Annotated in this window: 13 protein-coding genes; 11 read left to right on the top strand and 2 right to left on the bottom strand. The window is 71.4% G+C overall.

All coding sequences use genetic code 11. The annotated features are described in order from the left end of the window. Window positions 1-107: 107 nt before the first annotated feature. Both QC283_RS30560 and QC283_RS30565 read left to right on the top strand, forming a co-directional pair. Window positions 108-701, top strand: coding sequence for a CGNR zinc finger domain-containing protein (locus QC283_RS30560; protein WP_279564970.1), 594 nt, complete (start codon window positions 108-110; stop codon window positions 699-701). Between the two features lie 192 nt (window positions 702-893). Further along, on the top strand, window positions 894-1,157 hold the full coding sequence (locus QC283_RS30565) for a hypothetical protein (protein ID WP_279564971.1): 264 nt from the start codon (window positions 894-896) through the stop codon (window positions 1,155-1,157). Window positions 1,158-1,228: 71 nt separating this feature from the next. Here the strand turns inward: QC283_RS30565 and QC283_RS30570 are convergent, their stop codons facing one another. Together QC283_RS30570 and QC283_RS30575 are read right to left on the bottom strand one after the other, a co-directional pair. After that, window positions 1,229-1,954, bottom strand: coding sequence for a cation transporter (locus QC283_RS30570; RefSeq protein WP_279564972.1), 726 nt, complete (start codon window positions 1,952-1,954; stop codon window positions 1,229-1,231). After that, a complete protein-coding gene (locus tag QC283_RS30575; RefSeq protein WP_279564973.1) occupies window positions 1,954-2,289 on the bottom strand; it encodes an ArsR/SmtB family transcription factor in 336 nt (111 codons plus the stop codon). Before QC283_RS30575 ends, QC283_RS30570 begins: the two co-directional genes overlap by 1 nt. A 348-nt stretch (window positions 2,290-2,637) precedes the next feature. On the opposite strand from QC283_RS30575, the gene QC283_RS30580 reads away from it, so the two are divergent. From QC283_RS30580 to QC283_RS30620, 9 genes are all read left to right on the top strand, one after another. Beyond that, the gene (locus tag QC283_RS30580) at window positions 2,638-3,300 is read left to right on the top strand and encodes an urease subunit gamma (RefSeq protein WP_279564974.1); all 663 of its coding nucleotides are present in this window, start codon (window positions 2,638-2,640) and stop codon (window positions 3,298-3,300) included. After that, a complete protein-coding gene (locus QC283_RS30585) occupies window positions 3,284-5,122 on the top strand; it encodes an urease subunit alpha (protein ID WP_279564975.1) in 1,839 nt (612 codons plus the stop codon). Before QC283_RS30580 ends, QC283_RS30585 begins: the two co-directional genes overlap by 17 nt. Window positions 5,123-5,204: 82 nt before the next feature. Further along, the gene (locus tag QC283_RS30590) at window positions 5,205-5,879 is read left to right on the top strand and encodes an urease accessory protein UreF (RefSeq protein ID WP_279564976.1); all 675 of its coding nucleotides are present in this window, start codon (window positions 5,205-5,207) and stop codon (window positions 5,877-5,879) included. Between the two features lie 104 nt (window positions 5,880-5,983). Continuing rightward, the gene (ureG, locus tag QC283_RS30595; RefSeq protein WP_279564977.1) at window positions 5,984-6,682 is read left to right on the top strand and encodes an urease accessory protein UreG; all 699 of its coding nucleotides are present in this window, start codon (window positions 5,984-5,986) and stop codon (window positions 6,680-6,682) included. Then, entirely contained in the window at window positions 6,679-7,587 is a 909-nt protein-coding gene (locus QC283_RS30600) for an urease accessory protein UreD (protein ID WP_279564978.1), read from the top strand. The genes ureG and QC283_RS30600 overlap by 4 nt, the downstream gene beginning before the upstream one ends. Before the next feature lie 493 nt (window positions 7,588-8,080). Continuing rightward, complete coding sequence (locus tag QC283_RS30605) at window positions 8,081-9,913, top strand: alkyl/aryl-sulfatase (RefSeq protein WP_279564979.1); 1,833 nt, start codon at window positions 8,081-8,083, stop codon at window positions 9,911-9,913. A 210-nt stretch (window positions 9,914-10,123) separates the two neighbouring features. Then, on the top strand, window positions 10,124-10,627 hold the full coding sequence (locus QC283_RS30610; protein WP_279564980.1) for a DUF4396 domain-containing protein: 504 nt from the start codon (window positions 10,124-10,126) through the stop codon (window positions 10,625-10,627). 387 nt (window positions 10,628-11,014) lie between these two features. Then, window positions 11,015-12,091: an alkene reductase gene (locus QC283_RS30615; RefSeq protein ID WP_279564981.1), complete on the top strand. Its 1,077-nt coding sequence runs from the start codon at window positions 11,015-11,017 to the stop codon at window positions 12,089-12,091. 72 nt (window positions 12,092-12,163) lie between these two features. Next, window positions 12,164-12,739 carry a GNAT family N-acetyltransferase gene (locus QC283_RS30620; RefSeq protein ID WP_279564982.1) on the top strand — a complete coding sequence of 192 codons (576 nt, stop codon included), beginning with the start codon at window positions 12,164-12,166 and terminating at the stop codon, window positions 12,737-12,739. Window position 12,740: the final 1 nt, after the last annotated feature.

Below are 12,740 nucleotides of genomic sequence, written 5' to 3' on the forward strand. Positions count from 1 at the left end.
TCACGGATAGAATTACTTGAACCGTGACACGACCATAAGTGGATGTCACGGATGATGGCAAGTTCAACCGTGAGTCACGGTTGTGTGCAGGTCGTACCATGAGGAGTATGGAAGAGAGCGTCATCACCGAGTCCGGGCTGCCGCCGGCGCCGGGGGCGGAGCAGCATCCCTCGCTCGCCCTGGTCAACAGCGCCGTCGCGCTGCCGGGCGGGCACTTCGTCGACCAGCTCGGTACGCCTGCCGGGGCCGACCAGTGGCTGACGCAGCAGGGCCTCACCCCGGTCGACGCGGGCATGCTCGACATGTGCGCCGCGCAGCTGCGTTCCCTGCGCGAGCAGGTCCGGGCACTGTTCGCATCCCGTGTCGCGGGACTCCCCGCCCTGCCCGCCGTCGTCAACGCGATCAACGACACCCTGACCCGCGTACCCACCGCCCCGCTGCTGGCCTGGGACGACAAGCGCGGCCCCTACCGCGCCATGCCCAATCCCACCTCGGAACTCGTCGACCACGCCCTGGCGGCCCTGGCCGCCGACGCCGCCGACCTCCTCACCGGCCCCGAAGCCGAGCGGCTCACCGCCTGCGCCTCCGCCCCCTGCAACCGCTACCTGCTCCGCCACGGCCGCCGCCACTGGTGCTCCACCCGCTGCGGCGACCGCGCCCGCGCAGCACGCGCCTACGCCCGCCGTACCGGACGCAGTTGACGCCCCAGCCAGGGACCGGTGGTCAGGTGCGGAAGGTGCGCTCTTCACCGGTGACGGTCGTCCCGTCTCCCCAGGTCAGTCGGCTGCCGCCGCCAATCGCTGCACGAGTGGCAGGACTTCGGCCACCGGCTGCATGAGGCGGGGCATCAGCCGTACTGCCTGGTGTGGCCCTGAGCTGGGGTTTCGGTGGTCGTGGGCGGGGTCTTCGGGCCTCGCCCTTATTCGTGCCGGGGAGGGGCCGTCAGGCGGCCAGGGCACATTGCAGCCGCGTTCAGCCTCGGTATCCCCGTCGAGGAGTCCAAGAGGCACCACGACGGCACCGTCACCTCCGACCACGGCGCCCAGGCCGCCGCCTTCCTGCCCGCCGACGACATGGCCCACGTCGCCCACACCGCCGGCACCACCAGCGACGACTACGCCCACGACCTGCCGCTGCTCGTCAAGAGCACCCGCTGACAACGAGAAGGGGCTCCGCCACCCCCATCACGCGGGGGCCGGAGCCCCTTCTCGTTCGGCCGGTTTGCCGGTCAGCGGCAGCCGCAGCCCGGGCCGCAGCTGCCGCACGCGTCCGCCTCGGCCTTGCCCGCGCCGGCGCTCACGGCAGCGGCGTTCGGCGCGCAACAGCCCTTGCCCTGCCACGCTTCAATGCCCTCCCTGACCGCGATGGCGGCGATGACGAGGGCGGCGATCGGGTCGGCCCATGACCAGCCGAGGGTGGCGTTGAGGACCAGCCCCACCAGCAGCACCGCGGACAGGTAGGTGCACAGCAGGGTCTGCTTCGAGTCCGCCACCGCCGAGGCCGAGCCGAGTTCGCGTCCGGCCTTGCGCTGGGCGTGGGACAGGAACGGCATGATCGCCAGGGACAGGGCGGCGATGACGATGCCGGGAATGGAGCGCTCGGCCTCGCCAGTGCCGGCCAGCGCGCGGACGGCGTCGAAGGAGACGTAAGCGGCGAGCGCGAAGAAGGAGACGGCGATGATCCGCAGGGTGACCTTCTCGCGGGCTTCGCGCAGGTCGTGGTCGCGGGCGGAGAACTGCCAGGCGACCGCCGCGGCCGAGGAGACCTCGATGACCGAGTCCAGGCCGAAGCCGACCAGCGCGGTGGAGGAAGCCATGGTGCCGGCGGTGATGGCGACGACCGCCTCGATCACGTTGTAGATGATCGTCGCGGTCACCAGCAGCCGTATCCGCTTGGCCAGGACGTCACGGCGGGCCGGGGACGGGCCGAGGGACATGGAGACGTCCGCTGTCATCAGCAGCAGCCCTTTTCGTCGGCGTCCACGCAGGTCTTGTCGGCCTCGACGGCGACCACGGCCGTGCGCAGGTCGTCCAGCGCGTGTCCCAGCCGCTCGTCCGCCAGCTCATAGCGCACCCGGCGCCCCTCCGGCACGGCGACGACCAATCCGCAGTCCCGCAGGCAGGCCAGATGGTTCGACAGCCGGGTGCGGGAGATCTCCAGCAGGTCGGCCAGCGTGGCCGGATGGGCCGGCTCCTCACGCAGAGCGAGCAGGATGCGACAGCGGATCGGGTCGGCCAGCGCCCGACCGAACCGGGTCAGCGCATCAAGGTCGGTGGCGAGACTCAGCATGGACGCCACGATACACACATTCCTGAATTCAGGAATCCCTGGATCATCCGGAAGTTCCTGCCGTGCCAGACCGGGCCGATGCCCCACACCCGCACCCACGCCGTGGTGCTCCGCCTCGCCCGGAACCTGAGGTCTCCTGCGGTTCCTCGTCCCGCGCGCGGGCGTCGCGCCCCGTACGCACGCCGTGATTCCGGTTCACTCCATCAGGGCCGACCAGGCCGTTTCCCGGCCCATTGGCTCCTCCCTCTCTCAGGATCGGTCTGCGGCAGGCGCGAGGAGCGGCTTCTCGGTTTCCCTCGGTCGTCCCTGCCGCGCGGCTGAAGCGACGAACAGGAGAGGGGGGCCGGCGTGCATCTGACTCCGCATGAGCAGGAACGTCTGTTGATCCATGTGGCGGCCGACGTCGCCCAGCGGCGCCGTGAGCGCGGTCTGCTGCTGAACTATCCCGAGGTCATGGCGCTGTTGACGGCGCATGTCTTCGAGGAGGCGCGGGCCGGGGCGACGGTCGACGCGGTGATGGAGTCCGGGCGCCATGTGCTGCGGCGCGAGGAGGTCATGGACGGCGTGCCGGAGATGGTCGACAACGTCCAGGTCGAGGCGACGTTCCCGGACGGCACGAAGCTGGTGACCATCAGCAGGCCGTTCGACGAGGCGTCCACCAAGGTGGACGTCCATCCCGGCAAGCCGGAACTGCTGCCGGACGACGACGCACACCGGGTGGCCTTCAACGACGGCGCGACGCCCGTGCCGCTGGTCGTGCGCAACCCCAAGGACCGCCCGGTCCAGGTGGGGTCCCACTTCCACTTCGCCGAGGCCAACGAGGGGCTCAAGTTCCGCCGTGAGGCGGCCCACGGGATGCGGCTGCACATCCCGTCCGGCACCTCCGAACGGTTCGAGCCCGGCGACAAGCGCACCGTGATGCTGGTGCCGATCGCCGGCGAGCGGATCGTCCACGGGCTCCAGGCCGACAAGAGTGAAGAGGAGAAGCACCTCGATGCCGAACAGGACTGAGAAGGACAAGCCCTGGGACCCGCTGTCGCGTTCCCGGTACGCCGACCTGTACGGGCCGACCGCCGGCGACCGGGTCCGGCTCGCCGACACCAACCTCGTCCTGCGCATCGACGCGGACTGGTGCGGTGGCCCGGGCCGCAGCGGCGACGAGATGGTCTTCGGCGGCGGCAAGGTGATCCGTGAGTCGATGGGCCAGTCGCACATCCCCCGCGACGACCCCCGCGAACCGGTGGACACCGTGATCACCGGCGCCCTGATTCTGGATCACTGGGGTGTGGTCAAGGCCGATGTCGGGCTGCGCGACGGCCGCATCCAGGCCATCGGCAAGGCGTACAACCCGGAGACCATGACGCCCCGCCCCAACGAGGACCCGCGCGCCTCGGACTTCGTCGTGGGTCCCGAGACGGAGGTGATCTCCGGCAAGGGCCGCATCCTGACCGCGGGCGGCGTCGACACCCACGTGCACTTCCTCTGCCCGGAGCAGATCCACGAGGCGGTGGCGTCGGGCGTGACGACGCTGATCGGCGGCGGCACCGGCCCGGCCGAGGGCAGCACCGCCACCACCGTGACGCCCGGCAAGTGGCACATCCAGCGGACCTTCGAGGCACTGGACGCCTTCCCGGTGAACATCGGCCTGCTGGCCAAGGGCAGCACCGTCTCGAAGAAGGCGCTGCACGACCAGGTCGCGGCCGGCGCGCTCGGCCTGAAGATCCACGAGGACTGGGGTGCCACCCCGGCGGTGATCGACGCCGCGCTGACGGTGTGCGACGAGACCGGTGTCCAGGTCGCGCTGCACGCCGACTCGCTGAACGAGGCCGGCTTCGTACAGAGCACCTTCGCCGCGACCAAGAAGGACCGCAAGGCCAAGAAGGCCAAGTACCGCAGCCTGCACATCTTCCACATCGAGGGCGCCGGCGGCGGCCACGCCCCCGACATGATCAGCCTCGCCGGCAAACCCAACGTGCTGCCCGCGTCGACGAACCCGACCCGGCCCTTCACGGTCAACACCGTCAAGGAGCACGTCGACATGATGATCGTGTGCCATCACCTCAATCCGGAGGTCGACGCGGACATGGCGTTCGCCGACTCCCGGATCCGGCCCTCCACCATGGCCGCCGAGGACCTGCTGCACGACATGGGCGCCATCTCGATGATGTCCTCCGACGCCATGGCCATGGGCCGCATCGGCGAGATGATCATGCGGACCTGGCAGACCGCGCACGTCATGAAGTCCCGTTACGGCCACCTGCGCGAGGACGACGCGCACGCGGACAACTTCCGTGCCCGCCGCTACGTCGCGAAGTACACGATCAACCCGGCCATCACTCACGGCATCGACCACGAGGTCGGCTCCGTCGAGAACGGAAAGCTCGCCGACCTGGTGCTGTGGGAGCCGAAGTTCTTCGGCGTCAAGCCGCACATGGTCATCAAGGGCGGCCAGATCTCCTACGCCCAGGTCGGCGACGCCAACGCCTCCATCCCCACCCCGCAGCCCTACCTCCCGCGTCCCGTCTGGGGCTTCCAGGGCCGCGCCCCGGCGGCGAACTCCCTCAACTTCGTGGCCGAGGCCGCCCTCGACGGCGAACTCTCCCGGACCGGGCTGCTCAAGCCCCTGCGCGCGATCCGTTCCACCCGGGACGTCACCAAGGCCGACATGATCCACAACAACGGCGTCCCGAAGATCGACATCGACCCCGACACCTTCGACGTCACCATCGGCGGCGCCACCACCTCCGACGTCCGCACCACGGTCGACGGGCAGGAAGTCGGACGGAACTACGCCACCGAGCTGCCCCTGGCACAGCGGTACTTCCTCTTCTGATGCCGGCCATCTCGGCCGGGGCCCGGTCACGCTCGCGCGGCCGGCCCCGGCACCTCCTCGCGAAAGGCGGTCCCGCCACCCCATGAGCCGCACTGCCCTGCTCGTCCTGGCCGACGGCCGCTTCCCCGCCGGCGGGCACGCCCATTCCGGTGGCATGGAGGCCGCCGTCGCCTCCGGCCGGGTCCACGACACCGCGAGCCTGGAGGCGTTCTGCCGGGGGCGGCTGCACACCGCCGGACTGGTCGCGGCCGGCCTCGCCGCGGCGGCCGCCGACGGCCACGACGCCCTCGCCCTGGACGAGGCCGCCGACACCCGTACCCCCGTACCGGCGTTGCGCCGGATCGCACGCCGCCTGGGCCGGCAACTGATGCGCGCGGCCCGGGCCACCTGGCCCAGCGCCGACCTCGACCACCTCGCCCGGCATCGGCCCCAGGGCGCCCACCAGCCGGTCGTGCTCGGCGTCACCGCCCGCGCCGCCGGGCTCACTCCGCTCGACGCGGCCCAGGCCGCCGCCTACGAGAGCGTGGGCGGTCCGGCGACCGCCGCGGTACGCCTGCTGAGCCTGGACCCGTTCGACGCGACCGCCGTCCTGGCGCGGCTCGCCGACGAACTCGACACCGTCGCCGACACCGCGGCCGACGCGGCGGGGCGGGTGGCGGCGGAGGGGGTCGCCGCCCTGCCCGCCGCGTCCGCTCCCCTGCTGGACATCACCGCTGAGCAGCACGCCGCCTGGCCCGTCCGGCTCTTCGCCTCCTGACCAGCCGCACCAGCCGCCTCACCAGCCTGACCAGCTGCCTCACCAGTCGCCTCACCAGCCCTGACCGGACCTGACCGGCCCTGACCGTTGCCTGGAGCATCCCTGTGCATCTCGACCACTCCGTGACCATGCCGCACCGCCACACCCACAGCGCCGAGCCGCTGCTCGCCGACGGCAGCCGCCGCGCCCTGCGCATCGGCTTCGGCGGGCCCGTCGGCTCGGGCAAGACCGCGACCGTGGCCGCCCTGTGCCGCACCCTGCGCGACCGGTTCTCCATCGCCGTGGTCACCAACGACATCTACACCCAGGAGGACGCCGCCTTCCTGCGCCGCGAGGCCGTCCTGCCGCCCGAGCGGATCACCGCCGTGGAGACCGGAGCCTGCCCGCACACCGCCATCCGCGACGACATCTCCGCCAACCTCGAAGCGGTCGAGGAGCTCGAGCAGACCCTGCGCCCGCTCGACCTGATCCTCATCGAGTCCGGCGGAGACAACCTCACCGCGACCTTCTCCCGCGGGCTCGTCGACACCCAGGTCTTCGTCATCGACGTGGCCAGCGGCGACGACATCCCCCGCAAGGGCGGCCCCGGCATCACCACGGCCGACCTCCTCCTCGTCAACAAGACCGACCTGGCCCCCTACGTCGGCGTCGACCTGGACACCATGAGGGCCGACACCCGCAAGCAGCGGGGGGACCTGCCGTACGCCTTCACCAGCCTCACCAGCACCGACGGCGTCCAACCGGTCGCCGACTGGGTCACCGGCTGCCTCGCCGCCTGGCACACCACCGGATCCACCCGGTGAACGTCACCACCGCGCGGACGCCGACGGCGATCCCGGCGCCGTCCGGCGAGCCCCTCCGAGCCGCCGGTGGCCCACACGGCCGGCGCTCCGCCGGACCCGCCGCGGCGCACCCGTCCGGAGTCGCCGCCACCGCCCGGATCCGGGCCACCCACAACGGCCGCACCACGACGGTCCCGCTCCTGCACAGCGACGGCCCCTTCCACCTGCGTCGGCTACGGGCCCGCGGAGAGCAGGCGCGTGTCCGCGTACTCGGCGCGATGAGCGCGCCGCTCGGCGGAGACCGGCTCGCCCTCGACATCACCGCCGAGGCACGCACCCTGCTGGAGGTGACGAGCGCGGCCGCCACCATCGCCCTGCGCGGCCCCACCACCGCCCCAGCCACGTACGACGTACGGATCAGGGTGGACGACGACGCGTCCCTGCACTGGCTGCCCGAGCCCCTGATCAGTACCCGGGGCAGCACCCTGCACCAGACGTTCGCCGTAGACCTCGCCCCCACCGCCCGCCTGCTCCTGCGGGAGGAACAGCTCCTGGGCCGCTCGGAGGAACCGCCGGGCCTGCTCACCACCCGCCTGACCGTGCGCCGCGGCGGACGACCGCTCCTCGACCAGCACACCGCCTACGGCCACCCGGCGCCGGCGTGGGACGGCCCCGCCGTCCTCGGGGCCCACCGGGCGACCGGGCAGCTCCTCCTGGTCGACCCAGGACTGGACACGCCCCAGGAGCCGCACGTCATCGGTGACGACCCGGCAGAGGGACACGCCGTACTGACCCCACTCGCCGACCCCCAGGCCCTCATCGCCACCGCCGTCGCCCCGACACCGGCCCAGCTGCGCCACCTCCTGGAGACCGCCCTCACATACGTCTACGAGACGCCGCGGCCGGCCGCCGAAGGCGAGCGGTAGATCCGTGAACGCCGAACCGAAGGCGGACAGAGGCGGCGAGCGACGGGAGGCGGTGGGGCGGCGCGACTCCGTTGCCCGACGGGTGGCGTGGCTACGACGCAGCCCCGGCTACAACCCGTAGCCCTACGAGCGGCCGGCGAGCTGGTACCGGAAGGCCGGCCACGACGACGCCCGCCGTGTCCTCCTGGCCGGACAGCGGCCGGCGCACGGCCTGGTACTGGTCGGAGGACAGCCGCCAGTGGCCGGCCTACCTGCTGATCGCCTTCGGCTGGCCGGGTGCTGGCCACCGCCGTCATCGCGGGTGTCACCCGCACCTCGCGGAAGAACCAGCGGTCGGCAGCTGAACTGTCGGCGCCGATGCCCGTACCGGGCCATCGGCACGTCACCCGCCCGGCCGAATCCGGCGAGTCGTCTCCCGCGGCCGTACCGAGAATGGTGCGGACGAAGCGACGGCGACCGTCCGCCGTGCCCCGCACGCGTCCAGGAGGCCAGTGTGAGCGTGTCCGACCGGTCCCCCGCCCCCGAACTGCCCGACTTCGAGGACCGTACCGACTTCGAGGACGCCGACCGGGGACTGGTCGCACCACCCGCCGGGCCGGTAGTCACCGCCGACGACGGGCGGGTGGTATGGGACTTCGGGGCCACCGCGTTCCTGGACGGCGACTGCCCCGGGACCGCGAATCCGAGCCTGTGGCGGCAGTCGCGGTTGTGCGCCCGCGCCGGACTGTACGAGGTGACCGACGGGGTCTACCAGGTGCGCGGTTTCGACCTGTCCAACATGACGCTGATCGAGGGCGAGCGCGGTGTCGTCGTGGTCGACCCGCTGGTCTCGGCCGAGTGCGCCCGCGAGGCACTGACCCTGTACCGAGCGCACCGCGGCGACCGCCCGGTCACCGCGGTGCTCTTCACTCACTCGCACATCGACCACTTCGGCGGCACCCTCGGCGTCGTCGACGAGGGCGCGGACGTGCCGATCGTCGCGCCCCAGGGGCTGATGGAGCACGCGGTCGCGGAGAACGTGTACGCCGGTACGGCCATGCTGCGGCGCAGTGTCTACCACACCGGCAGCGACCTGCCCCCGGGCCCGGAGGGCCTCATCGGCGTGGGACTCGGCTTCACCGCCTCGCAGGGCATGCCGAGCCTGCTGCCGCCGACGCTGGAGATCACCCGGACCGGGCAGGAGGAGCGGCTGGACGGGGTGCTGTTCCGGTTCCAGCTGACACCGGACACCGAGGCGCCCTCCGAGATGAACTTCCACCTCCCCGAGCGGCGTGCCCTGTGCATGGCGGAGAACGCCACCCACAACCTGCACAACATCCTGACCCTGCGCGGCGCCGTGGTCCGCGACGCACGGGTCTGGTCGCGCTACCTCACCGAGGCGATCCAGCTCTTCGGCGACGACTCCGACGTCCTGTTCGCCTCCCACCACTGGCCGACCTGGGGCACCGACCGCCTCCAACGGTTCCTGTCCGAGCAGCGCGACCTCTACGCCTACCTGCACGACCAGACCCTGCGGCTGACCAACCAGGGCCACACCGGCACCGAGATCGCCGAGATCATCCAGCTGCCGCCCGTTCTCGAGAAGTCCTGGCACGCGCGCGGCTACTACGGCTCGGTCAGCCACAACGTCAAGGCGATCTACCAGCGCTACATGGGCTGGTACGACGGCCATCCGGCCTCGCTGTGGGAGCACCCGCCGACCGCGAGCGCCGAACGGTACGTCGAGTGCATGGGCGGCCTTGACGCCGTACTGGACAAGGCGCGCTCCTACGCCGACGACGGCGACCTGCGCTTCGCCGCCCAGCTCCTCAAGCACGCCACCTTCGCCGCCCCGGAGAGCACCGAGGCGAAGGAGCTGCTGGCGCGGGTCTTCGAGCGGCTCGGGCACGGCGCCGAGTGCGGGACGTGGCGCAACAACTACCTCACGGCCGCGCGGGAGCTGCGCGAGGGCGTGAAGCAGGTCCCGATCGCCGCCGGCAGCATGGCGTCCGCGCTCAGCGTGGACCAGGTCTTCGACTCCCTCGCCATCCGGGTCAACGGCCCCGAGGCGTGGGAGCACTCGGTGTCCACGCACTGGCACCTCACCGACCTCGGCGAACGCCACCAGGTGACCCTGCGCAACGGAGTCCTCGTCCACTACCGCACCGAGCGCGCCGACGGTAGCGCCGACCTGACGCTCTCGCTGACCAAACCGCGGCTGATGGGACTGCTGGCAGGCGGGACCGGCCTGGACGGCATCGAGCACCGCGGGGACCCGACCGCGCTCCGGACGCTGCTGTCGGTCCTGGACGAACCCGACCCCAACTTCCCCATCGTGACCCCGTGACCCCGTGATCCCACGGTCCCGTGACCAGACCACCGAGTCGGGAGGCAGCCCATGGGTGACGCCGTCACGGCCTCCGGTCCGGCGACGTAGCGCTCCTCCGTCACCCGCCATCGATTCCGATCACACCCGGGAATATACCCCCTAGGGGTATATTGTTTCCGCTGTGGGGCCACGAGGGGCCTTGCGGGTCGTCGAATGGGGATGAGAGTCATGGACCACAGCACGCACCACTCCGGTACCGCACACCACCACGCCTCCCCTGCGGGCGGCCACGGCCACGGCACGACCTGGGCGACGGCGATGAAGGCGACCCTGCACTGCCTCACGGGGTGTGCCATCGGTGAGATCCTCGGCATGGTCATCGGCACCGCGCTGATGTGGGGCAACGTGCCGACGATGGCGCTGGCCATCACCCTGGCCTTCGTCTTCGGCTACTCCTTCACCCTCTTCGCGGTGGTGCGCGCCGGAGTGTCCCTGAAGGCGGCGATCAAGGTCGCGCTGGCCGCCGACACCGTCTCCATCGCGGTGATGGAACTGGTCGACAACGGCATCATCGCGCTGACACCGGGCGCGATGGACGCGCACCTGTCGGACGGACTGTTCTGGTACGCGCTGCTCGGCGGGTTCGCCGTGGCCTTCGTGATCACCACGCCGGTCAACAAGTGGATGATCGGCCGCGGCAAGGGCCACGCCGTCGTCCACGCCTATCACTGAGCGCCACGCGGCTGAGCGACACCGTCCGGCACGGGTTGTTGCCGTGTCTGCCCGGACGCGCGCCTCAACCGGTGCCCCGCACCGCCGCGGGACACCGGTCGTAGAGGTCTGCCAGGTCGAGCCGTCCGTCGTGTCCGACGTACAGCTCGGTCGCCGTGTCGGCGCAGGCGAGGACCGTCGCGATGGTCGCCTTGGCACGCGGGTCGGGGGCCGGGCCGGGGGCGGCTTCCAGCCGCGCCTGGACGACCGGGACGAGTGCGGCCTGCCGCCGCCGGAAGCGAGCCCTGGGCGGCCGGTCCCCTCATTTGCCTCTGACATCAGTGTCAGGTTTTAGCGTACGCATGCGCTTCGGCAGCCGGAGCGCACGCGTACGCGAGGAGAACCGACATGCCGTCCCTGTTCAGCAGCTACCGTCTCGGCGAGCTCACGTTGCCCAACCGGACCGTCATGGCCCCCATGAGCCGCGTCCGGGCCGCCGCCGGCGGTCTGGCCACCCCCTCCATGGCCACCTACTACGCGCAGCGCGCCACGGCCGGACTGATCGTCACGGAAGGCGTCCAGCCCAGCCGCGTCGGACAGTCCAACCCGGGCACACCCGGCCTGCACACCGACGAGCAGACGGACTCCTGGCGGCAGGTGACCGACGCGGTCCACACCAACGGCGGACGCGTGTTCGCCCAGATCATGCACGGCGGCCGGGTCTCGCACCACGAGACCACCGGCCTCCAGCCGGTCGGCCCCTCGGCCGTGACCGGCGAGGGCAACGTGTTCACCCCGAGCGGCCCGCAGCCGATGCCCGTGCCGCGGGCCCTGGGGACCGACGAGATCCCCGAGCACATCCGGTCCTACGCCGACGCCGCCCGCCGTGCCGTCGACGCGGGCTTCGACGGGGTCGAACTGCACGGCGCCAACGGCTACCTGATCTCCCAGTTCCTGTCGTCCAACGCCAACCTGCGCGACGACCGCTACGGCGGCTCGATCACCAACCGGATCCGTTTCGCCGTCGAGGCGGTCGCCGCGACCGTCGAGTCCGTGGGCGCGGCCCGTACCGGCATCCGTCTGTCGCCCGGCGGCGGCATCTGGGGGGTGACCGAGGACGACGCGGCCGAGCTGAACACCGCTCTGCTGACCGAACTGGCCCGCCTCGACCTCGCATACGTACACCTGGAGGCCACCACCGACGAGGACGTACTCCTGCGACTGCGCGAGGCCTGGCCCGGCACCCTGATCGTCAACCCCACCGTGCCCGGCGGCCCGAAGCAGACCGGGCGGACGGAAGCCGACCACTGGCTGAACCTGGGCGCCGACCTGATCGCCTTCGGCCGCGGCTTCCTCGCCAACCCCGACCTGGTCGAACGCCTGCGCTCCAGCCTTCCCCTCGCCCCCGCCGACGAGAACACCTTCTACCAGGGCGGCGACGCCGGATACCTCACCTACCCGGCCTACCAGCACACCGCCGCCTGACCGTCTCACAGCGGGAACCACGACTCCCGGCCGGTGTTCCAACCCGCCTCGTGCGGACGCAAGATGGGGCGCATGACTCTGGCCACTCCCGTACTGCGGACCGATCGCCTGCGACTGCGACCCTTCACCGACGCCGACGCGGACCCGCTCTTCGCGCTCCACAGCAGTACCCACGTGATGCGCTACTGGGATTCCCCACCGTGGAAGGAGCGGGCCCGCGCCGAGCGCTTCCTCGCGACATGCCGGAAGATGTCGGAGGAAGGCACCGGGGCGCGGGTGGCCGTCGACCGTGCTTCCGACGGTGCCTTCGTCGGCTGGTGCGGTCTGACCGAATGGAACCCGGTCTACCGCAGCGCGTCGTTGGGCTACTGCCTCGACGAGGCGATGTGGGGCCACGGCTACGCGACGGAGGCCGCGCACGCCCTGCTGCGGTGGGCGTTCGACACACTGGACCTGAACCGGGTTCAGGCCGAGGCCGATACGCGCAACGCGGCGTCCGGCCGGGTTCTGGAGAAGATCGGGTTCATGCGTGAAGGGACGTTGCGGGAGGACTGCGTCGTGAACGGCGAGACGTCCGACTCCTGGGTGTTCGGATTGATCCGGCGAGAGTGGCGGCCGTCGACCACGACCCGGGCGACGGCCGGTTGAA

It is taken from the genome of Streptomyces sp. DH41, from assembly GCF_029813785.1.
Taxonomy (GTDB): Bacteria; Actinomycetota; Actinomycetes; order Streptomycetales; family Streptomycetaceae; genus Streptomyces.